Origin of the sequence: Microcella pacifica, from assembly GCF_009371975.2 — a bacterium.
Classification (GTDB): domain Bacteria; phylum Actinomycetota; class Actinomycetes; order Actinomycetales; family Microbacteriaceae; genus Microcella; species Microcella pacifica.
Genome location: NZ_VIKT02000017.1, coordinates 45,667 through 67,563, shown reverse-complemented (window position 1 = coordinate 67,563; position 21,897 = coordinate 45,667). Strand labels below are relative to the sequence as shown.

The window sequence follows — 21,897 nt, the reverse complement described above, 5'->3', positions numbered from 1 at the left end:
GAGGCATCGACAGTCTCCCCAGCAGCCGCACCACGACCGACAACACCGCTGGCTAGACTGCCCGCAACCGTTCACTTTTCCAGCGTCGGAACCGTCCAGAACTCAAGCGTCGTCGACACCTCCGATCGGCGTCACGACAACGACAACAAGCTCCCCGCGCCACACTCCGACGAGCTCGACAGCTGCGACCGGACGACATCGAACTCCTCGTCACTCGCTACCTCGCCGTCCGCAACATCCGAACCGTCGCCAAAGAGCTCCAGGTCTCCCGCACGACCGTCGCCCGCATCCTCACCAAACACGGAATCGACGCATCCCGCAGGATGACCGAGGCCCAGATCTCCATCGCAGCCGAGCTCTACGAACAAGGGCTCTCAAGCGCCGCCATCGGACAACAGCTGGGATTCGACAACCACACCATCTTGAAGGCCTTGCGAGGTCGCGGCGTTGCGATCAGACGGGCAGTCAGCCAACAGCCGAATAGAACCGACAGGAGCGCAAGACTCACCTAGACCTTGATCCATCCCGTGCGCCCGGCGACCGTCATCTGAACCGAACGGAAGTACCAGCGGCAACGCCCGCAAGACGCCCCGGCCGCGTGGCCCCCATCGGGTTGGAAGCCAACCCAACCCAGTCGCGAGACCTCGCAGCTTGTACCGAAACGGTCACCAGTTCGTGCTTTGGGCCCGTGAGTTCGGCGCCAGGACCTGGAATGACCGCAAGTGCCTGAAGCTCAGTACTCGATGCGTCTTGTCGGACCTGGGGTGGTATCGCAAGAGCCAGGGCTACTCAGGGCCTCGGATTAGCTCGTCGGGATCGCGTCCAGACGTAGGCCTGCCCGAAGGCGACGGATGTGAAAAAGCAGAAGAGCACGATCGCGGTGACCAATACACCGCCTTCGACACCGAACGCATACCCAGCAATGACTGAGACCGGGACTTGGATTGCGACCGAGAAGCCGATCAGTGGAAACGCAACTAGAGAGATCAAGATGAAGAGCCACCCGGGCGCATTCAAGTACTGAGCCGCCGCGGAGAGACTCGAGCCCAACAGCCCCATCGCTAGTGCATAGGTCATACACCTGCGGACTTCAATTCTTGTCACAAGATCTCCTTGGTGCGATCGGACGGTTGGGCAGGAGGCACATGGGCTTGCTCCCTAAGGTATTGCTGTCGCGAGCGCGCCCCAGTAGTAGGTCGAAAACTGGTCGTAAAGGAAATCGCTTCCTGCCGGATTCGGGGCTGAACTGACACCAGTCACCGTCATGCAAGTCGCAGCCTCGCCTCGGCACTCGAAGAACTGAAAGTGCACGACGCCGGGGTGGGCGGGATGCCCCTCGAGTGCCTTGAAAGTCCATGATGAGCCGTTGTCTTGAACTACCTCCACCCAGCCGCTACTCCCTGCGATGTCCGCAGAGACGGGCAGTAGCGTGGTGAAGATCCTCTGACCCTCGGTGCCCAGCTTGAGATCGTCGTTGGATCCTTCTGCTCGCATGACTGGCGGAAACACTTTCCCAAGATTCGATCCAACAAATCCTTTCGCCTTAACTGGCGAGAGTTTCTTTGAGACGCGGTAGGTGTGGCTATAGCTCCACGTCGACACACCGGAGCCCATACCCCCGCACACGCTGTAGCCCCGACGACATCGGATTGCGCCGCTCAGATCCAGCATGTTGATCGGGTCGGTCGGATATACGTACGCGTTGTCCACTCCACCCTCCACTGGGTCCACACTCAAGAACCTGCCGAGGGCCGGCACGTAGACCCGTGCCCCCATCTGCACGATCGCGACCGACCCCTGATGCTCATACAACTTCCGATGCCCGCCCACGAACGCATAGTCGGCGTCGCCTTCGGCGTTGTCGATCACTGCATCGTCGGCGGCCTGCGTGCCGATCAGGCCCGTTACCGGGTCGACGGGTTGACCCCAAGGGTCGTATCGCACCACGGCGGCTGCGCGCACTCCGTCGCCATCGGCCTCCAGGACGACCGAGCCCTGCAGGTTCGGATACGTCCACTGCTCTTGAGCGGTGCCCTGAATGACGAACCGCACCGCCGCACCACCGGGAAGAGAGACGGTGTATTCCTTCACCGCACCGGCAGCATCCACCACCAGCCCTGACACGTCAGCCGCCGCGGTGTGCGCATACCGGGTGGGTGTGCCCGCGACGCCGTCGACGGTGATGGTGCGCTCCACGATCCGGTTGGTGACATCCCGCGTGTAGGACACCTTGGTCGCCACGCCTGCGTCGGTGACGGTGGTGGACAGGTGCCGGTTGGTGAGGTCGAACTCGAGCTGCTGGTCCGCCAACGTCGTGGTGTTGCCGTGCGCGTCATACGCCAACTCCGACACAGCCAGGCCGTCAGCGACCGGGTTCGCATCAGGAATCGCATCACCGCTCACCGTCGACGCCAGTAGGCGATCTGCCTGGTCGTAGCAGTACGACGTCGAGGTGACAGTCGTGGTCGGGGTGCCTTCGACGTCAACGGTGTGGGTGTCGGTGTAGGAGGTGCGGTTGCCATTCAGGCCCGCGTTCGCCACCGCACCCGTGATGCCCGCGGAGGTGCAGGCGGCGAGGTTGTCGGCGAAGGAGTAGCCCAGCACGTGGTCGGTGACACCGTTGACCTGCAACGTGGCCTGCGTCAGGCGGGATGCGGCGTCGAACTGGTACGCGCTGCGATATGCCACACCTGCGTTGAGTGGGCCGCCGTCGGTGAGCGTGTTTGCGATGATGCGACCCGACTGGGAGCGCACAACGCTGTCAGTCACCGACGGCTGCGACATCGGCGGGTCCTCCCCGACCGCTGGCAGGTCGGGGAACGACCACGTCATGGACAATGGTGCGCCCGCACCGGAGCGTTGCAGCCCGGTCAGCTCAGAGCCGTTGGCATAGACCACCCCTGTCGACTCTCCTGTTGTGCTGTTGTAGGAGGCGGTCGCCAACAGCACGGCAGTCGAGCCGGAGGTGTCGGTGACGGTGAGGGTCTTGCCGTCGGCGTCGTAGGTGAATTCTTGCGTGATGTCGTCACCGGCCGGCGGGTCGATCGTGGTCGACAGCACACGGCCGGCGACCGGCTCGTAACTGGGGCGCGTGGTGACGCCCCACACGTCCGTGTACTCGACGACCCGGCCCAGCAGATCAGTCTCGACCCGAATAGCACCCTGACCGGCCGCACCATCGGTGACAGTACTGACTCGAGGATCGTTACTCACCTCGTAGACATTGGTGATCGTGCGCATGCTGGAGCCCTGGTCGGGCACGACGCTCGTGACCGGACGGTTGCGCCCGTCGTAAGTGATGCACGACCACGCTTCGGGGCCTTGGTCGGTGACGATGCGGGTGCCCGCGACCCGACCCAAGGCGTCGTAGACGGTTTCGCTCTTGACCCATGACCCGTCGGCTGCTGTCGGGCTCTTGCTGCTTCGTTGCATGCCCCACTGCTTGACGGTGTTCGGAACCTCACACACGGTTGAACCCCATGCGCTGGGGAATGTCTCGGAGTCGCCCCAGTAGGTGAAGGTCAGGCCAGCATCCAGGGCTGTGGCGTTGTTGGCGACCGCGGTCGGCAGGCGCTTCTCGATGCGGCGCAGCCATCCTGCTGAGGCGGACTCCGGCTCGAATGCCGTCTTCGTCGTGAGATTCAGGCCGTTCGGATCCACCGACACCTCGGTGGCGGCGCCCAGCCAGGGGTGCGAGTAGCCGGTCTCGGTCGTCAACGAGGTGATATCCGTGTCTGGTTCGGTAGGTGTGGACTCGTTGACTGTCGAGCTCGTAGCAAGCCCATAGGCGGGCTTGAGGGCCGTCAAGGGGACCGCCGTGATGGTGTTACCACCGTCGTTCGACCATCCCAGCTTCAAGCGGGCGTTGCCGTTGTCCTCATAGTGGTCGATACGGATCGACCGCGTCCGGTCATCTGAGGAGGTAATCGACACCGGCAAGAATGCCTTGGTGGTCTCCTTGGTCGATCCGGTCGTACTCCAGTCATCCAGGACAAGGATGTCGTCCACCCACACGCGGGTGCCGTCATCGGCGTAGGTCGTCAACGTCCAGTCACCCACCGACGGGAACTCGATCTCACCGATCAGGCGGATGCTCCAGTCATCACCCCTCGAGGGGTTGGTGGGGAATCCCGCGCCCTCCAAGTAGAGGTCGACACCGTTGCCGGCCGCGTAGGCCGGTATTTCCAAGGTGAAGTCCTTGGGCTGACCGGACAGGTACCGGTTATCCCAGTACTGCACCTGCAGACCCTGCCACCCCTCGTCGTACCCGGTCGTCGACGCCGGCACAGGCTCATCAGTACATGTGCCGTTGGGCTCCGCGCCGGTGAAGCAGCCCGAGGGTGCTGGACCGTAGGAGGCGACTGGTCGGTCTTCACGGTCGTAGACCGTGGTCGACTTCCGCCCCGCCGGGTCGATCGAGGCGACCAGCATGTCCTTGGAGGGGTGCCACTGCTGCGAGGAGGTGATGCCCATCGGCGACGTGGTCGAGGTTGCACGCCAGATGTCGTCGTAGGTCACCGTCGACAGCAGCACGTTGTTGCCCGAACCCGGAGCGTAGGCGAACGCCTGCGTGGTGTTCGTGGCGTCATCGTACTCATATACGCGACCGGTGCGCTGGGTCGCCTGCTCGGGATCAGCGCTAGGCAGCAGCACCTGCCTCACACGCCCCTCGACGTCGTAGCTGATGTCGGTGCGGATCAGGTCGTCGATCGCCGAGGTGTCAGCGTTGACGTTGGCTTCGTAGTAGGTCAGGTAGTCGTTGCCCGTCGAGTCGGTGATCGATGACAACTTGCCGCTGGAGTCGTAGTCGAACACGGTCCACTCGTTGCCGGGATCGCGAATGGCGGACAGGAACGCCACCTCGTCATCACCGGTCTCCACCGTCGTGTAGAACAGGTCAGTGGTTGGAGCAACAACACTGCCCTGCGTCGGATAGACGATCTGGCACAGCATCCCCTCCGGCGCATCCCCGTAACCCTCGCCCGCACCGGAGACGCACTGGGAGTCTCCGCCGTAGTAGAACTTCAGCTCCCGACCCCACGCGTTGGTGCCGGTCTTCGATACGGGGTCGACGATCTTCGTTACCCGTCGCGAGTTGCCGTCATACTGCGCTTGAGGCTCAGCCGGGCGGGTCACCTCGGACGGGCCGGAGGAGGACGTCAGGTTGCCGTTGGAGGCGAAGGCGTGCGTGTAGCCGGCCAGGTCGGTGTAGGTGACTTTGCCGGAGGAGTCCACGGCGATGGTGCCGTAGGCATCACTGGGCGGCTTCCACGACTTGTCGGCCTTGCGTGTGAAGGTGTGCACGCTGCCGGAGACGTCGGTGAGCACGATCGAGTTGTCGTTCACCTGCGCGGAGGTGAAGAACCCACCATTGCCGGCGATCGGAGCGCTGGAGGCCCACCCGCCGGGCAGGATCGAGGCGTCGCGGCTGAACCAGCTCGCCGGAACCTTCTTCTCCGCCACCCCGGTGAAGCTCGGCGTGGGAATGTCCGTGCCTGAGGCGACGAACTTGGAGAGCATCTCGATCTGCGCCGCCCCGCGACGCTCCGCGAACTCAATGAGTACCGGAATCCGTGTGCCGCCGACGAGGAAGACGCTTTCGGCCGCCCAGTCCTTGGTGTGGGCGGCATTCCACTGGTTGTACACCAGGCTGCCGTCGATGGTCAGTCGGGCGCCGTCGTCGCGACTGAACCCGAATTTGTACTCCCCCGTCGCCGGAACCGAGATGAACCCACTCCACCGAGCCAGGAAGTAGTCCTTGGTGACACCGCTACCGGGGGCGCTGTTCTCACCCCAGTTGAAGTTCACCGCAGAATCCACGCGCTGCAACTGCGGCTCCCCTGCCGGGAACGAAGAAGGAGGGTTCGTGAACGAGTCCACGTTGAAGTACTCCGCATCCAAACCCGGCTGATAGGCCACCGGCGACTGGGAGTTGTAGGTGAAGTTCAACCCCATACTGCCGCCGACAGTGGAGACCATCGGGGAGGAGAAGTTCAACGCCAGATTGCCGTTGGCCAAGTTCACCGTCGCCGGCCCCGCCGCATCAAACGGAGACGGACCAGACGTGCCCAAACGCTGATCGACGCGGAAACTGTTTACCCACTCCGGGCGCATGTTCTCGTCGATATCGTCACGCGTCATCGCCTGCCACGTGTACGTGTTGCCGTTCTGCAAGGCGCCCGCCGGCGGCGTCCACTCGTTCTCATCGATCCACCCCGACTCCACGATCATGCCGTCTTTGGCATCATCACCAGTCGCAATGCGGAACTGATACTTGATCTCACCCTCGTTGCCCGTGGGGTCCACGGTATCGACGTGGAAGGTCGGTGTGGTTGAAATCACCACCGCATCATCACCGGCAGGAATCGCTGAAGCCTCCGTCGGCTGCGGTGGCGGCGTCGTCTGCGTTGTGAACGCGCCACCCCAACTGGTCGAGCGTTGCGTGGGGATGTTGTTGAAGCCGTCGTAGTCGTCCTTCGCCCACGCCTTCCACACGTACCGCGTGTTCGGCTCCAGGTCCTGCGTGTAGACGACGTCTTTGGAGTCCTGCCATGGCGTGCGACCCAACGACACCGCACCCGATGCCGGACCGGATCCTGTAGATGCCGCCTTGATGACTTCCACCGCATACTGCATGTCGTAGCCGCTCGTGTGAGTTGCCTCGACCTTGAACGTCGGTCGCAGCGGAGCGTTCACACCACCCGCGACCGGGGAATTCGCAGGTATCGAGGGCTGCGGGTAGTACTTGAAGAAGATCACCAGGGCGGCGTCCAACTGCTTATAGGTGTAGGCGCCGGCTGACTCCGAACCGCGGAACACGAGGTCGGTGTAGTCGCGTCCGTCGCGAAGACGATCGGCCATCCACACATCGAACGGATCAGTGCTCCACTGCGCCGTGCCCGACCCGATGTTGAACGACCCGAACTGGGTGCCCAAGCAGCTGAAGCCACTCGTGCAGGAGGCCGAATAGACGCGCACGTTCTGCGTCGACGTCGTGCCGTACCCGTCGTACGCCGCCGACACGTACGCGTCAATCACCTGACGAGTCGTGTTGGGCGAGTGCGGGTAGCGCACCACCGTGCGCCACAGCGTGTCCCCACCGGCACGAGAGTTGCCGACGTGAATGGCGTCCGTGCGCGACGCGCCGGTGTTCTGGTACGCCTTGTAGGAGCTCGCGTAACGGTTCCACTGTGTCGGCTCTGCCGTGGGGTCGACGAACACCGGATAGACGCGGTCGTCGTCTTTCAGCCACGCCTCATCGGCGGACATCGTCACGTACCAGCCGCCGTCCCCTTCGGTGATGGTCGTATCGACGTTCGTCAAGGCCGGCTCGCGCACCTCATCGATGCCGGCCGAATCCCACATGATCGGCGCCGGAATGACGAACTCGACCTCGTCATACCGATTGAGGAACAGAATGTCGCCGGACTCATCCGTGTCCATGCTCAACGCGTTCGCGGTCACGAACCACGTCCACGAGTTCTCGCCCGCAGCCGGTGCTTCGCTCAGCTCGAGGATCTCCTTGATCGAGTTGCCCGACACTGTGTATGACAGGTCGACGTTCTCGAACACGTCCGGGTAGCGGACCTCATCGCGCGGCCCCTGGAACCACGGGAACCACGGCGACTCGATCTGCGCATTGCGGGCACCCATGAGCGTGAAGCCGACCGTGTAGCCGTCCATGCTGAAACGCACCACGTCCGTGTCAGAGGCCGAACCGGCGAAACTCGGCGACATCGGATGCGGATCCACCACCCACCGACCATCGACGTACGACGCCGACGTCGCAATATCGACGAACTCGCCCTCATCGTTGAGAATGTGCACCTGCTCCTGACTGATCACCTCAGCCAGCACACCGTCCCCGCGGTCGTACGTCGTGGAGAACTCGTCCTTCTCCACCACCGGCAAGCTCGCGAGGTCAGCAGCATCCAGCTGTGGAACCGCCTTATCGCCCCCGCCGACGAACTTCACCGGCTCCGCCGCCGCCACCGGCGCCGCGGCATCGAACTCCCCCTCGGGGAACTCCGTCGCGGGAACCTCGAAATCGGGCGTCTCCAGCGCAGGCGCTGGACGGTCAGGGTCCAGCAGCAAGCTCGGAGACGGCGACGACTCTTCGGCCGCAGCCATCGCCTCCGTCCCCGGCAAGACCGACAGGCCGACGACGAGAGAGAACCCCGTCGCCACACCGATTACGCGCATCCATGACAGCCGACCAACCACGGCGGAGCTCCTGAACTGAAGAAGGGGTGAAGTGAGCTACCCGCAGAGGTGAGGGTGGATCAGGCTTGACTCTAGGGTTCATGAGAGAACATCGCCTGTCAGCATTTAGGAGGACACGGCGCGCAAGCCAATCGATGGTCGTCCGCCCAAGGATCGGACGAGCGCGCAATGCTGGACGAGAGAAGGAACGCGCCAGGGCGCAGACTCGCGGAGGTGGCAAGCGGAGTACCGATCGGAATAGCCGACCGGAATAGCAGTGCCCCTGGAGGGACTCGAACCCCCAACCCTTTCCTTAGGACGGAACTGCTCTTCCATTGAGCTACAGAGGCGGTGCATCCACTCTAAAGCAGGAGTGCCAGCGCTCAGCCGGCGAGCCGCGCGCAGTCGATGCAGAGCGCGGCCGCGGGCCGAGCATCCAGTCGGGCCGGGTCGATGGCCCGCCCGCACCGCCGGCAGATTCCGTAGTCGCCCGTCGCCACCCGCTCGAGCGCGGTGTCGAGCTCGTCGAGCTCGCGCACCGCAGAGTCGAGCACGCCCGAGACCTGCGACCAGGCCTGCGACATCGTGGCGCCCTCAGGATCATGCTCGTCGTCGTCCGAATTGTTCGATCGCGCACTCTGCACAGCGCGCAGCTCGTGGCGAAGTTGCTCGACTCGGGCGGCAGCCTCGGCGCGGCGGCGGGCGAGAGCGTCGGCCGCTCCGTGCTCGCCGTGCTCGTTGCTCATGAGGCCATCTTGCCGGAGGCTCTCCTTCCTGAGCGTTCGAGCGATGCTCGCTAGTGTTGCCGGCATGCGCACACCCGCACGGTTCGCCCTCACCCTCGCGCTCGCCGCCGGGTTCGCCCTCACCCTCACGCCGACGGCCGCGATCGCCACTGCGCTGAAGAGCGACGTGAGCGACTTCACCTTCGACTCCTTCGACGCCGACTACACGCTCAGCCGCGAGGCCGACGGCACCGCCACGCTCGACGTCGTCGAGACGATCGTCGCCCGCTTCCCCGACTTCGATCAGAACCGCGGCATTATCCGCGCCATCCCCGACGACTACGACGGCGTGCCGCTCAACACGAGAATCAACGGCGTCACGGATGCGAACGGCGACCCGGTGTTCTTCGAGTCGTACCCGTCGGGCGACTTCGTCGAGCTCGCCCTCGGCACCGACGAGTTCGTGCGCGGCGTGCAGACCTACGTCATCTCCTACACGCAGCAGAACGTCGTGCGCTCCTTCGACGACACCGCATCCGACGAGTTCTACTGGGACGTCAACGGCACCGGCTGGCAGCAGCCGTTCGGCGAGGTGAGCGCGACGGTGACCCTCGCCCCGGACGTCGCCGAAGCACTCACGGGCAATGCCGCGTGCTATGTCGGCGCGTTCGGCGAGGACGAGCAGTGCATGATCGACGAAGACGGCACGACCTTCACGGCGAGCGCCGCCGACCTCGCACCCGGGGAGACGGTCACGGTCGCGATCGGCTTCGAGCCGGGCACGTTCCTCACGCCTGATCCGGTGCGCCCGATAGCTCCGCCGCCCCCGCCCCCGCTGCCGTGGTGGATGCACCTCGTCTCGGGCGGGCTGGGTCTCGCAAGCGCGGGCGCCCTTGTCGCCTCGATCGTGTCCCGCGTGCGCGCGGGAGGCGGCGCGAAAGGGCGCGGCGTCATCATTCCGCAGTACACCGAGCCTTCCGGCATCGACATCCTCCAGTCTGCGCAACTGCTGGGGCGATCCACCTCGGCGATTCCTGCCGCCGTCGTCAGGCTGGCCGTACGCAAGAATCTGCGCATCCTTGCCTACTCCGTCGAAAAAGATGCAGCCCCGTACACGCTGCAGTACCTCAGTGACGACCGCACCGACGTGCTCGACCGCGCGGTGCTCACCGCCCTCTTCGGTCGCACGCGCGACGCCGGCGAGCTGCGCGAGTACGGCACCTACGATTCCGCCCTCGGAGCGCGCCTCACGAAGTTGTCCACCGAGGCGCGCGCCTCGCTCGTCACCGAGGGCTTCCAGCGAAAGCCGAGTGGCATTGGATTCGGTTGGCTCACGGTCGTGGCGCAGATGGTGATCGGATTCGCGGCCTTCATCACGGTCGGCATCTCGGTGGAGGTCTTCAACGACGCGAGTCCCTTCGCCCTGCTGGCAATCCCCGTCACGTTCGTGGCGGGGATCGTCGCCTTCGCGCTCGCACTGCGACCGCTTCAGCTAACGGAGAAGGGCCGCGAGGCACGCGACCACCTCGAGGGCATGAAGCTCTACCTCACGGTGGCCGAGCAGGACAGGTTGCGCATGCTGCAGAGCCCCCAGGGCGCCGAGCGCATCGACGTGGGCGACGAGCTCGAGCTCGTGAAGCTGTACGAGAAGCTGCTGCCGTGGGCGGTCGTCTGGGGCGTCGAAGATCAGTGGATGCGCGAGCTCGAGCTGCACGTCGCCGCCACGGGCGAGTCTCCCGACTGGTTCGTGGGCCGCAGCGGCTTCGAGGTCGCCCTCTTCGCCTCGGCCGTGCGCGGGATGACCGCGACGACCACGGCGCCCGCCTCGAGCTCCTCGTGGTCGGGCAGCGGGGGCGGCAGCTTCTCGGGCGGCTCGTTCGGCGGCGGGTTCTCCGGCGGAGGCGGCGGGGGTGGAGGCGGCGGCGGTCGCTGACCGAGGGCGGCGTCGTGCCCCTCTGCGAGGACCCCTGGTGCATCCTCTACGAGGAAATGTGAGATAGAACTCTAGAGGGCCGTACTTCGATCCGCCCATGGAGGTTCCGTGCACGGCAATGCCACTGCCCGCTTCGACAATGTCGCGCTGCTCTCTGTCGCCAGCGTGCTTCCGAGCAGGGTGACGACATCCGACGAGATCGAGGCCCGCCTCGAGCCGTCACTGCGGCGCTTGAACCTTCGCCCTGGTTTGCTGCGCCGCGTCGCCGGGGTGCACGAGCGACGCAATTGGGCGGCCGGCGAAACGGTCGATGCCGCAACGATCACCGCGGGCGCCACGGCGCTCGCCCGGGCGGGCGTCGAGCCCGGCGACGTGGGCCTGCTCATCAATACGTCGGTCAGCCGCCCCAACCTCGAGCCCTCGGTCGCGGTCGCGCTGCACCACGGCCTCGGGCTGCCGAGTTCTGCCGTCAACTTCGACGTCGCCAACGCCTGCCTCGGCTTCATCAACGGCATGTCGCTTGCCGCGACCATGATTCAGTCGGGTCAGATTCGGCACGCGATCGTCGTTGCCGGCGAGGACGCCGACGAGATTCAGGTGAACACGATCGAGCGGTTGCTGCAGACCGATGGCGGCCGCGACGAGTTCATGAGCGAGTTTGCGACGCTCACGCTCGGCAGTGGCTCGGCGGCGGCCGTGCTGGGGCGAGCCGATGAGCACCCGGACAGTCACCGCATCATGGGCGGCGTGACGCGTGCAGCCACCGAATTCCACCGTCTCTGCGTCGGCAGCGTCGATGGCATGTTCACCGATGCGAAGGCGCTGCTCAAGGGCGGTCTCGACCTCGTCGTCTCCGCGTGGAAGGAAGCGTCGAGCGACTGGGACTGGTCGAGCATGAGCCGCTACATCACCCACCAGGTCTCCTCCATCCACACGGACTCGATCATCAAGGCCGTGGGGCTCGACCGTTCGCGCGTGCCGACCACCTTTCCAACGCTCGGCAACATTGGTCCCGCATCCGTGCCCATCACGCTCGATCGCGAGCAGGCGAGCCTGAGCACCGGTGACCGGGTGCTGCTCGTCGGCGTCGGTTCGGGGCTCAACACCGCCATGCTCGAGCTGGCCTGGTGAGCGAGCACCGCAAGCCGGTGCTCGGCAGCAATAGGGTGCCCCTCGAGATGCCCGGCCTCGACCCGCGCTGGAGCCGAACCCGTCTCGTGCCCGACTCCCGCTCGGGCTCGGCGCACGAATGGCACTACCTGGACACCCTCGACGAGTTGCAGAAGCTCGGGGTTCGCCCGGTCGGCACGATCCTCGCCGTGCACGGCAACCCCACGTGGAGCTACCTCTGGCGCGACCTCGTCTCGGCGTCGGTGCGCGCGGCCGACGCTGGCCAGCCGGCCTGGCGCGTGATCGCCGTCGACCAGCTCGACATGGGATTCTCGGCCCGCACGGGGGTCACCCGCCCCCTCGCTCAGCGCGTGCGCGATCTGGCCGACTTCACCGACTCGCTCGCTCTGGATGGGCCCGTCGTGACGCTCGGCCACGATTGGGGCGGCGTCGTCGCCTTCGGATGGGCGGTCGATCATCCCGACCTCCTCGCCGGCGTCATGTCGCTCAACACGGCCGCGCACCACCCGGCCGGTGTGCCGATACCCGCACCACTGCGCCTCGCAGGAACCCGCGGGGTGCTGGCGGCCTCGACAGAGACGACGTCGGCCTTTCTCAACACGACGCTCAGGCTCGCGCGGCCCGCGCTCGATCCGGCCGTGCGCGACGCGTACCGAGCCCCGTATGGTTCCGCCGAGCGTCGGCGCGGCATCGGCGGCTTCGTCGCCGACATCCCGACGGATGCCCGTCACGAGAGCTTCGCCGAGCTGCAGCGCATCGCCGCCGGCGTCGCCAAGCTGACCGTGCCCGCGCTGCTGCTGTGGGGCCCGCGCGACCCGATCTTCGGCGATCGCTACCTCGACGACCTCGTCGACCGACTTCCGCATGCCGACGTGCACCGCTTCGAAGGGGCCGGGCACCTGATCGCCGAGGAGCGCGATTACGCGGGAGCAGTTCTCGACTGGCTCAGCGAGCGAGGGACGACGAGCGGCACGGCAACAGCGCCCGACACCGACACCGACATGTCCGCGTCGTTCACCCCGCTCTGGGCCGCTCTCGACAACCGTCGCGCCGATGCTGACGACGCCGTCATCGACATGGCCGTGCGCGGCGGCGGCGAGCGACACGTCAGTTGGCAGCAGCTCGACGACCGCGTGCGGCGTATCGCTGCGGGGCTCGCCAGCGTCGGAGTGCAGAAGGGTCACCGCGTCTCGGTGCTCGTCCCGCCCGGCCCGACGCTCACGGCCATCGTCTATGGCTGCCTGCGCATGGGTGCCGTCGTGGTCGTCGCCGACGCGGGGCTCGGGGTGCAGGGGCTGTCTCGAGCCGTGCGCGGAGCCTGGCCCGACGTCATCATCGGCGAGGCGCGGGGGCTCGCCGCGGCCCGGGCGCTCGGGTGGCCGGGCATGCGCATCTCGGTCGCACGGCTGCCCTGGGCGAGCCGTCGCCTGCTCGCCGTCGACTACACGCTGGGTGAGATCGTCGAGCGGGGCACGAGCGCGCCGCTGCCCGTAGAGCCCGCAGCCGATGACCCAGCAGCGATTCTCTTCACCTCCGGCTCGACGGGCCCGGCCAAGGGGGTCGCCTACACCCACCGGCAGCTCTCCGCCTTGCGCGACGTGCTCGCCGCCCACTTCGGCATCGACGAGGAGACAGGGCTCGTGACGGGATTCGCGCCCTTCGCCCTGCTCGGCCCGGCGCTCGGCACTCGCTCGGCGACACCCGCGATGGACGTCTCGGCACCGCGCACGCTGACCGCGCGCGCGGTCGCGGCGGCGGTGCGGGCATCCGATTCGCGCATCGTCTTCCTCTCCCCCGCAGCCATTCTCAACGTGGTCGCGACCGCCGGCGCGCTCGACGCCGACGACCGCGCCGCCCTCGCCACCGTGCGCACCTTCCTGTCGACGGGCGCACCCGTCGGCGAAGCGCTGCTCGCGGCCGCGGCCGAGCTCATGCCGAACGCCGAGCCGCACACGCCCTACGGCATGACCGAGTGCCTGCTCATGACCGACGTGACCCTCGACGGCATTCGCGCGGTCGGGGGCGCCGCAGACCGCGGCGTTTGCGTGGGCTCACCGATCGGTGCGAACCGAGTGCTCATCAGTGCGCTGGATGCCGACGGCGCCGCCGTCGGAGCCCCGCGCTCGACGCCCGGAGTTCTCGGCGAGGTCGTGATCTCGGCCGCCCACCTGAAGACTGCCTACGACCGTCTCTGGCTGACCGACCGGATCTCGACGCTCAATACCCCCGACGACGGCCGCTGGCACCGCACGGGCGATGTCGGGCACCTCGACGCCGAGGGGCGCCTCTGGATCGAGGGGCGCCTGCCGCACGTGCTGACGACCGCTGAGGGGCCCCTCGCCCCCGTCGGGCCCGAGCAGCAAATCGAGGGCTCTGCGTTCGTGCGCCGCGCGGCGCTCGTCGGCGTCGGCCCCGCCGGGCTGCGGCAGGCTGTCGCCGTCATCGAGACTCTTCCCGCGGTCACCCGCCCCGGCCTCGCCGCTCCCGACGTGACCGGCGACATTCGCGAGCGCTCCAGCGTGCCGCTCGTCGCGGTGCTTGCCGTGCCGAGCCTGCCGACCGACATTCGACACAACTCGAAGATCGACCGCACGCGCCTGTCGGTGTGGGCCGAGCGCACACTCGCCGGCGGACGGATCACGTCACCGTGATCGTCGCCGTCACCGGTGCCTCCGGCTACTTGGGCCGGGCGGTCGCACGCGACCTCGTCGCCGCAGGGCACGAGGTGCGCACGCTGCAGAGGCGCGCATCCGGCGTCATGGGCGCCACAGACGTGCTCGGCTCGATCACCGATCGGGATGCGCTCTCGCGCACCCTCGAGGGAGTCGAGGGGGTCATTCACCTCGCCGCTAAGGTGTCGCTCGCCGGCGACCCGGCCGAATTCCGATCCGTGAACGTCGAGGGCACGCGGCTGCTGCTCGACGAGGCCGAGCATCGCGGAGTCTCGCGGTTCGTGAACGTCTCCTCCCCCTCGGTCGCCCACTCGGGGAGTGCCCTCGAGGGCGTCGGCGCCGAACCGGCGTCTCCCGCGCACGCGCGAGGCGAGTACGCCCGCACGAAAGCCGAGGCCGAGCTGCTGGCCCTCGATCGTGACTCTCACGCGATGCGCGTTGTCGTCATCCGGCCGCACCTCGTCTGGGGGCCGGGCGACCCGCAGCTCGTGGGTCGCATCCTCGACCGCGCGCGCCGCGGAAGACTGCCACTGCTCGACGGCGGTCGCGCCCTCATCGACTCGACCTATATCGATAACGCCGCGAGCGGCCTCGTGGCCGCACTGCACCGGGCCGAGCACGCGCACGGTCGCGCGTACGTGCTCACCAACGGCGAGCCGCGACCCGTCGGCGAGCTGCTCATCAGCATGTGTCGGGCATCCAACGTTCGCCCCCCGCAGTGGAGCCTGCCGGCCGGCATCGCCCGCGCCGCCGGCTCCCTCATCGAACGCGCATGGGCGCTTCGGCCGGGTACCGACGAGCCGCCCATGACCCGATTCCTCGCGGAACAGTTGTCGACCGCGCACTGGTTCGACCAGCGCGAGACCCGGCGCGCGCTGGACTGGGCGCCGACCGTGAGCATCGACGAAGGGTTGCGGCGACTCGCCGCCCACGCCGCACGCTGACGATGAGGGCCAGGCCCTGCGTCACCGCACCGTGGCTGTTTCGGCGGCCCGCCGCGCAAGGTGCCGCCGCTCGGCCTCGTTGCTCGCGAGCTGCAGCGCGCGCTCGAAGCTCGCCGCCGCGGGGCGACCCGCGCGGGCGAGCAGTTCACCCCGCGTCGCGTGGAACAGGTGGTAGTCGTCGAGCCCGGTCAAGCGGTCGAGCACGGCGAGACCGGCGAGCGAGCCGTCAGCCATGGCGATCGCGACGGCGCGGTTGAGCTCGACGACGGGGTTGGGGGCCATGCGCCCCAGTTGCGCATACAGCTCGGCGATCGCCGCCCAGTCAGTGTCCGCGGCCGTGCGCGCGTTGGCGTGATGGCCGGCGATGATCGCCTGCACTTGGTAAGGTCCGGGCGACATGCGCGTCATCGCGCTGCGCAGCCAGGCGTTGGCCTCGGTGATGACGTCGAGGTTCCAGCCGGTGCGGTCTTGGTGCTCGAGCAGCACGAGCTCGCCGAGCCCGTCGATGCGGGTGGCCGAGCGCGCGTGATGATAGAGCTGGAGGGCGAGCAGTCCTTCGGCTTCCGCGCTCGCGGGCAACTCGTCGACCACCTGGCGCGTCAGCCGAATCGCTTCGGTTATGAGGTCGACGCGCGTCACGTGCGCAGCGCCGCGCGAGAGGTAGCCCTCGTTGAAGATCAGGTAGAGCACCCGCAACAGCGCGTCCACGCGCTCGTCAAGGTTGGCAGGAATCGAGAGCGGCATTCCCGCCTCGCGAATCTTGCGCTTGGCGCGCACGACGCGCTGCGTGAGCGTGGCCTCGGGCAGCAGGTAGGCGGCCGCGACTTCGGCGGCGGTCAATCCGCCCGCCAGTCGCAGGGTCAGTGCCACTTGCGTGTCACGGTCGAGCGCCGGATGGCAGCAGAGCAAGAGCAACCTGAGGCGTTCGTCGCCGAGAGAAGAAGCATCCATGATCAGGTCGTCCTCCTCCTCTGCGTCGGTCGTCGCGTGGTGCGCGGTCAGTTCGGGCGCAGCATCGTGCAGTCGGCGACGGGATGCTCGGTCTCGCCGCACCTGGTCGATCACCGTGTTGCGGGCCACGGTGTAGAGCCATGCGGCCGGGCGCTCGGGAATGCCCGACTGCCACGCGGTCAGGGCTGTGATGAGGGCATCCTGAACCGCATCATCGGCGGCGTCGAGGTCGCCACAGCGACGCGTGAGGAGGGCGAGCACGCGCCCGCTCTCCTCACGCGCCAACCGGGTGACGGCGTCGGCGATCTCCGCCGAAGTGGTCACGCTGTGGTTAGCCTGCGTCGGGCCGGAACGCGACCGGGCGAATCTCGAGCGAGCCGTTATCCATGGGCAGCTTCTTCGCGAGCTCGATGGCCTCGTCGAGGTTCTCGGCCGAGATCAGGTAGTAGCCGCCGAACTGCTCTTTCGTCTCGGCGAAGGGGCCGTCGACGATCTCGGTCGCCTTGCCCGGCGTCAAGCGCAGCGTCGTGGCCGAGCTCGTCGGGGCGAGGTTGGCGCCACTGACCCAGTGGCCGCCCTCGATGAGCGACTGGTTGTAGGCGAACCACGCGCCCATGAACTCGTCGAAGCCGGGGTCGCCGGGGGCGAGACGCGGGCTGGACTCGTCGCCGTGGATGAGGATCATGAATTCCATAGTCGTTTCTTTCTCTCTCGGGCCAGCGATCTGCTTGCTCTCACTCAGATGACGAACAGGTCGACCAGATTCGACAACATGAGCGAAACATTCTTTAGCCCCCGTTCGCTACTCAGGCGCCCGATGATCGATCGCGAGCCAGCTCGACAGCACGCGCCGAAGCCCGGCCTCTTTCGCGCGAACGTCGGCCAGGTCGGCGAACGTCACGAACCCCCGAATGTCGGATGCCCACTCGACGATCCCCTCATCCGCGAGCAGCACCGGCGCGCCCTTCCTGTCTTCCGGCCGCGTCGCGCCCATGTGCAGCACGAGCTTCACGAGCCCCTGCTTGTTGCGCAGGTTCATGGTGATGCGGTCTTCGCCGTCGAGCATGTAGCTCGGGGCGTTCCACTTGATGTGCTCGGTCAGGTCCACGTCGAGCGAGCCGATGGTGTCGCGCAGCAGTTGCACCTGTTCACGCGTGTCATCGTCGAGCGCGCGGACGAGGTCGGTCATCGCTGCCGAGTTCGACGAGGCCATAGGGCGAGTGTAGAAGTCCGCCCAGCCTCGACGGCGCGAGCGAGTCCTCAGGGTGGCTCAGGGATGCCCAGCGACGTCAGCAACTTCTGGGCGCGACCGCGCACCGACTTGTGGCGGCTCGTCGTCATCGTGCGCAGCTCGGGCAGGAGCCACGCGGCAAGCTCGGGGCGCTGCCGGGCGAAGTGTGCGAGCGACTCGGCGGTGGTGTTCTGCACGATCCAGTCGTCGTAGTGCAGGTTCGCCTTCATCAGGGCGATGGCCGCATCGCGCTGGGGCGGGGTCATGTGGGCGTCGAGCAGCACGAAGAGAATCGAGAGCGTCCACTTGGTCGAGGCCTGATCGACCTGGGCGACCCAGCCGAGCAGGTCATCGATATGAGCCGCCACCCACTCGGGCTGCTGCTGTGCGACCCGCTTGACCGCGCTCGAGACGCGCAGCCGCACCACGGCATCCTCGCTGCGATAACAGGCCACGAGCTCGGCGAGCAGAGCGCGATCAGCCAGCACCTCATCGACGACGCTCACGGTGTTGCCCAGCGAGTTCGGATGCCCTCCCGTCAACGGGCTCTCGAAACGGCTCACCGGCATGCCGCCAGGGTAGCGCCACCGCGAACTAGATTCAGTGCATGGTCAACGACGACTCCCCCGCCTTTCACCCCGACCTCACGCGCGCGCGGTTCACACCGCGCACCTCGGCCACGCGGGGCAACCGCCGGCTGCTGCGCGCGCTCACGCGCATCGGGCGCGGACGAGCGCCGAAGCACGGCGAGCGCGTCGACCTCGGTGATGGCGTCACTGTGCGCGTGCACCGGCCAGCGGCGACGGATGCTCGCACTCGCCGCCCCGCGATCCTCCACCTCCACGGCGGAGGCCTCATCATCGGCTCGGCCACCCAGGGCGATCCGCTCTGTCGGCGCGTGGCCGACGAGCTCGGAGTCGTGGCGGCGAGCGTCGACTACCGCATGCCGCCCGAGCACCCCTACCCGACACCGCTCGAGGATTGCTACGCCGCGCTCCGGTGGCTCGCCGCGCAGCCCGATGTCGACCCCGCGCGCATCGCCGTGATCGGCGAGAGCGCCGGAGGCGGGCTCGCCGCATCCCTCGGCCTGCTCGCCCGCGACCGCGGGGAGGTCGCGCTCGCCGGTCAGGTACTCGCGTACCCGATGCTGGATGACCGCACCGACGAATCCGCGGCCGCCCACCCGCGCATGCTGCGCCTCTGGAACGGCCCCAGCAACCGCCTGGGCTGGGGCATGTACCTCGGCGCCGGCACGGCGGGTCCCGCCGCCACTCCCCTGGATGCCGCGGCTCTCGAGCTCGCCGTGCCGGCCCGTCGTGCCGATCTCAGCGGCCTGCCGCCGACCTGGATCGGCGTCGGCACGTGGGACCTCTTCCACGACGAAGACCTCGAGTTCGCTCGTCGCCTCACTGAAGCGGGTGTGCCGTGCGAGCTGCACGTGATTCCGGGCGCGTACCACGGCTTCGACGCGGCCGAGCCGAAGGCCGCGGTCTCGCGCGACTTCGTCGCCCGCCAGGTCGAGGCCCTGCGCGGCATGCTCGGCGCGCGCTGACGGGCTATGTGCCTCCTGCGGCACATGCCCCGCGAGGCACAGAGCCCGAACGCGTCCCCGCTGCCCTCGGCAACCCGGTCGTGAAGCAGACCAGCGCAGCCAGGCGCGCCACGGCACCCTACGCGGCAGGCGCCAAGTACTCGTCCCACGCGGGCTGGGGGCGCTCGATGCCGCGCACGAGCCACGAGGTGCCGTGCGGCGCCTTCGGGGTGAACAGTAGCTCCCAGCGCATCTCGGCTGGCGTGCGGTCGCCCTTGATGTTGTTGCACTTGAGGCAGCAGGCGACGAGGTTCTCCCACGTGTCGGCGCCGCCGCGCGAGCGGGGTAGCACGTGGTCGATCGTTGTCGCGTGCGCATCGCAGTACGCGCAGCGGTTGCCGTCGCGGCGCAGCACCCCGCGGCGGGTGAGCGGCACGCGGCGCGCATGCGGAATGCGCACGTACCGGCGCAGCACGATGACGCTCGGGCGGTCCCACGCGTCGTGAATGCCGAAGACCGGGTGCTCGCCATCCGAGGCGAGCACCGTCGCCTTGTCGTTCATGACCAGAACGAGGGCTCGGCGAAACGACACCACGGCGAGTGGCTCGAACCCCGCGTTGAGGACGAGTGTGCGCATTGACAGGCTCCTGTCGAACGGGCCCGCATGGCCTGCGGGCGTTCCATCGGTTCCCGGCGCATCACGGCGCGAGGGTCAACGCGGCCCTTTCGGGCACAAAAAAAGCACTGCCGTCAGACGGCAGTGCTCGATCCCGCAGAACCGCGACAGGGCGCGATCCAGCGAACGCTGACGGCTATGCGAAAAACGGCGCGCGCATCCACGGTTTGGATGTCCCGTCGCTCACTCATGGCCTCTCCTCCAGTGCCCCGTGCGGCACCAAGAACTTCAGGCTAACCGAGAAACCGAGTATGTGCGCTGCGAGGCGCGCCGGTTCACGCGGCGTTCACCCTGCGCCGCGCGACTCGAGCACTAGATGCCGAGGCGCACGATGTAGTAGGCGTCCGTCCACAGCGGGCGCACCGTCACGCTCTTGCCCGCGTACGGTGCGTCCAGAATCTGGCCGCCGCCCATGTAGATGCCGTTGTGCGACATGTCGTTGAAGATCACGATGTCACCCGCGCGGGCATCGGCTCGTGAGATGGGCGTGCCCATCGCCGCCTGGCCGCGCACGCTGTGCGGGAGAGAGATACCGAACTGCGCGTACACGTACTGCACGAAGCCCGAGCAGTCGAAGCCCGCCGGGGTATCGCCGCCCCAGCGGTAGGGAACGCCCTGGTACTGCAGACCCACCTGCACGACCTGGTCGAGGCTGAAGTTCGGGTACGGCGGGTTGGCGATGAAGTCGCCGACCGTCGGGCCGCTCCAGACGGGCGCAGCGGCGGCGAGCTGGACACGGCGCAACTCGGCGACGCTCGTCGCGTCGAACTCGTCACGCGAGAGGTCTTGTGCCACGTCGGCCGTCGCGCTGATTGAGATCGTCTGCGACTCGGTCGCGCGCAGCTGCGCCATCGCCTCCGCGCTCGCCGAGCTCTGCGCGTTGGCCGGCCCCTGCAGGGACGTGCCGGAAAGAGCGAACGTGGCGACGAACGCCGTCGCGAGTGCGAGAGCGGCGACATTCGTCAGGGTGCTCTTCACAGAGCCACGGGCATGGGTAGTCACAGATCAACCTCCTGCCGCGCGACCCTGGGTGTCAGATGCGCGACTGGGTGAGTGCACGCGAGGTAACGGGAAGGTCACAAAACGACGCGCTGGCACTACATATGGTGGTGAAAGCTCACTCGTCCACGTAGATGTGCTGCGCGACCTCCGCCGGCAGCTCGATGCCCTCGGCGCGACCGTCGACATCCACGGCGATGTAGCCGTTCGGCTCGGACCGGATCCTGGCCTGCGCGCCCGGTACGACCCCCGCCTCGAACAGCTGGTGCAAGAGGTCGGGATCGAATTGGACGGGCTCAGACAGGCGCCGGATCGTGCACTGCCGCATCCCCGCCGCCGTCGCGTGCGTGAGCGAGATGACGCCGTCCAGGAAGTCGACGGCGGGCGCACCCCCCAGCTCCTCCATGCCGGGAATCGGGTTGCCGTACGGCGACTCGGTCGGCCCGTCCAGCAGCGTCATGAGGCGGCGCTCCACCTGCTCGCTCATGACGTGCTCCCAACGGCATGCCTCGTCGTGCACGTACGCCCAGTCGAGACCGATCACGTCGGCCAGCAGGCGCTCGGCGAGCCGGTGCTTGCGCATGACCGACACCGCCTTGTGGCGGCCCTCCGCCGTGAGCTCCAGATGGCGGTCGCCCTCCACGCGCACGAGACCGTCGCGCTCCATGCGCGCGATCGTCTGCGAGACGGTGGGGCCGGAGTGCCCGAGGCGCTCAGAGATACGCGCCCGGAGGGGAACGATGTTCTCCTCCTCCAGATCGAGGATCGTGCGCAGGTACATCTCCGTCGTGTCGACGAGGTCGGTCATGGGCCTGTCTCCTTACACGCACGCGATCGTTCGCCCAGCCTAATCGTTCGGCATGAGCGTTCGGCATCGGCGACCGACTGCCGCGTGCGGCGTC

At 67.3% G+C, this 21,897-nt stretch carries 14 protein-coding genes and 1 tRNA gene; 5 read left to right on the top strand and 10 right to left on the bottom strand.

The window, feature by feature from the left end; all coding sequences use genetic code 11:
• Positions 1–1,158: 1,158 nt before the first annotated feature.
• From FK219_RS10290 to FK219_RS10280, 3 genes are all read right to left on the bottom strand, one after another.
• Positions 1,159–8,202 carry a PA14 domain-containing protein gene (locus FK219_RS10290; RefSeq protein WP_152583953.1) on the bottom strand — a complete coding sequence of 2,348 codons (7,044 nt, stop codon included), beginning with the start codon at positions 8,200–8,202 and terminating at the stop codon, positions 1,159–1,161.
• 278 nt (positions 8,203–8,480) lie between these two features.
• Positions 8,481–8,552, bottom strand: a tRNA-Arg gene (locus FK219_RS10285).
• 33 nt (positions 8,553–8,585) lie between these two features.
• Positions 8,586–8,948, bottom strand: coding sequence for a TraR/DksA family transcriptional regulator (locus FK219_RS10280; protein WP_152583952.1), 363 nt, complete (start codon positions 8,946–8,948; stop codon positions 8,586–8,588).
• Between the two features lie 64 nt (positions 8,949–9,012).
• On the opposite strand from FK219_RS10280, the gene FK219_RS10275 reads away from it, so the two are divergent.
• The 4 genes from FK219_RS10275 (at position 9,013) to FK219_RS10260 (ending at position 15,607) form a co-directional block, all read left to right on the top strand.
• Positions 9,013–10,860, top strand: coding sequence for a DUF2207 domain-containing protein (locus FK219_RS10275; protein WP_165638112.1), 1,848 nt, complete (start codon positions 9,013–9,015; stop codon positions 10,858–10,860).
• Positions 10,861–10,968: 108 nt separating this feature from the next.
• The gene (locus tag FK219_RS10270) at positions 10,969–11,991 is read left to right on the top strand and encodes a 3-oxoacyl-ACP synthase III (protein WP_152583950.1); all 1,023 of its coding nucleotides are present in this window, start codon (positions 10,969–10,971) and stop codon (positions 11,989–11,991) included.
• Between the two features lie 47 nt (positions 11,992–12,038).
• The gene (locus FK219_RS10265) at positions 12,039–14,642 is read left to right on the top strand and encodes an alpha/beta fold hydrolase (protein WP_152583956.1); all 2,604 of its coding nucleotides are present in this window, start codon (positions 12,039–12,041) and stop codon (positions 14,640–14,642) included.
• On the top strand, positions 14,639–15,607 hold the full coding sequence (locus tag FK219_RS10260) for an NAD-dependent epimerase/dehydratase family protein (RefSeq protein ID WP_152583949.1): 969 nt from the start codon (positions 14,639–14,641) through the stop codon (positions 15,605–15,607). Before FK219_RS10265 ends, FK219_RS10260 begins: the two co-directional genes overlap by 4 nt.
• A gap of 21 nt (positions 15,608–15,628) precedes the next feature.
• Here FK219_RS10260 and FK219_RS10255 read toward each other — a convergent pair whose 3' ends face one another.
• From FK219_RS10255 to FK219_RS10240, 4 genes are all read right to left on the bottom strand, one after another.
• On the bottom strand, positions 15,629–16,882 hold the full coding sequence (locus FK219_RS10255) for an RNA polymerase sigma factor (protein ID WP_152583948.1): 1,254 nt from the start codon (positions 16,880–16,882) through the stop codon (positions 15,629–15,631).
• A gap of 7 nt (positions 16,883–16,889) precedes the next feature.
• Entirely contained in the window at positions 16,890–17,252 is a 363-nt protein-coding gene (locus FK219_RS10250; RefSeq protein ID WP_152583947.1) for a YciI family protein, read from the bottom strand.
• Positions 17,253–17,360: 108 nt separating this feature from the next.
• Positions 17,361–17,771, bottom strand: a complete 411-nt coding sequence (locus FK219_RS10245; protein WP_152583946.1) for a DUF1801 domain-containing protein — start codon at positions 17,769–17,771, stop codon at positions 17,361–17,363.
• Positions 17,772–17,818: 47 nt separating this feature from the next.
• Positions 17,819–18,358, bottom strand: coding sequence for a hypothetical protein (locus tag FK219_RS10240; RefSeq protein ID WP_152583945.1), 540 nt, complete (start codon positions 18,356–18,358; stop codon positions 17,819–17,821).
• Positions 18,359–18,396: 38 nt separating this feature from the next.
• On the opposite strand from FK219_RS10240, the gene FK219_RS10235 reads away from it, so the two are divergent.
• The gene (locus FK219_RS10235; RefSeq protein ID WP_152583944.1) at positions 18,397–19,341 is read left to right on the top strand and encodes an alpha/beta hydrolase; all 945 of its coding nucleotides are present in this window, start codon (positions 18,397–18,399) and stop codon (positions 19,339–19,341) included.
• Between the two features lie 118 nt (positions 19,342–19,459).
• Here the strand turns inward: FK219_RS10235 and FK219_RS10230 are convergent, their stop codons facing one another.
• The 3 genes from FK219_RS10230 to FK219_RS10220 all read right to left on the bottom strand — a co-directional run bounded on the left by FK219_RS10230 (position 19,460) and on the right by FK219_RS10220 (position 21,803).
• Complete coding sequence (locus FK219_RS10230; RefSeq protein ID WP_152583943.1) at positions 19,460–19,957, bottom strand: HNH endonuclease; 498 nt, start codon at positions 19,955–19,957, stop codon at positions 19,460–19,462.
• A gap of 351 nt (positions 19,958–20,308) precedes the next feature.
• Positions 20,309–20,974: a C40 family peptidase gene (locus FK219_RS10225; RefSeq protein ID WP_152583942.1), complete on the bottom strand. Its 666-nt coding sequence runs from the start codon at positions 20,972–20,974 to the stop codon at positions 20,309–20,311.
• A gap of 139 nt (positions 20,975–21,113) precedes the next feature.
• Complete coding sequence (locus tag FK219_RS10220; protein WP_152583941.1) at positions 21,114–21,803, bottom strand: metal-dependent transcriptional regulator; 690 nt, start codon at positions 21,801–21,803, stop codon at positions 21,114–21,116.
• Positions 21,804–21,897 lie beyond the last annotated feature (94 nt).

Coding starts and splice junctions, on each gene's coding strand:
- FK219_RS10290 (WP_152583953.1), bottom strand. CDS start 8,202: ATGCGCGTAATCGGTGTGGCGACGGGGTTCTCTCTCGTCGTCGGCCTG.
- FK219_RS10280 (WP_152583952.1), bottom strand. CDS start 8,948: ATGAGCAACGAGCACGGCGAGCACGGAGCGGCCGACGCTCTCGCCCGC.
- FK219_RS10275 (WP_165638112.1), top strand. CDS start 9,013: ATGCGCACACCCGCACGGTTCGCCCTCACCCTCGCGCTCGCCGCCGGG.
- FK219_RS10265 (WP_152583956.1), top strand. CDS start 12,039: ATGCCCGGCCTCGACCCGCGCTGGAGCCGAACCCGTCTCGTGCCCGAC.
- FK219_RS10250 (WP_152583947.1), bottom strand. CDS start 17,252: ATGGAATTCATGATCCTCATCCACGGCGACGAGTCCAGCCCGCGTCTC.
- FK219_RS10245 (WP_152583946.1), bottom strand. CDS start 17,771: ATGGCCTCGTCGAACTCGGCAGCGATGACCGACCTCGTCCGCGCGCTC.
- FK219_RS10240 (WP_152583945.1), bottom strand. CDS start 18,358: ATGCCGGTGAGCCGTTTCGAGAGCCCGTTGACGGGAGGGCATCCGAAC.
- FK219_RS10235 (WP_152583944.1), top strand. CDS start 18,397: ATGGTCAACGACGACTCCCCCGCCTTTCACCCCGACCTCACGCGCGCG.
- FK219_RS10230 (WP_152583943.1), bottom strand. CDS start 19,957: ATGCGCACACTCGTCCTCAACGCGGGGTTCGAGCCACTCGCCGTGGTG.
- FK219_RS10220 (WP_152583941.1), bottom strand. CDS start 21,803: ATGACCGACCTCGTCGACACGACGGAGATGTACCTGCGCACGATCCTC.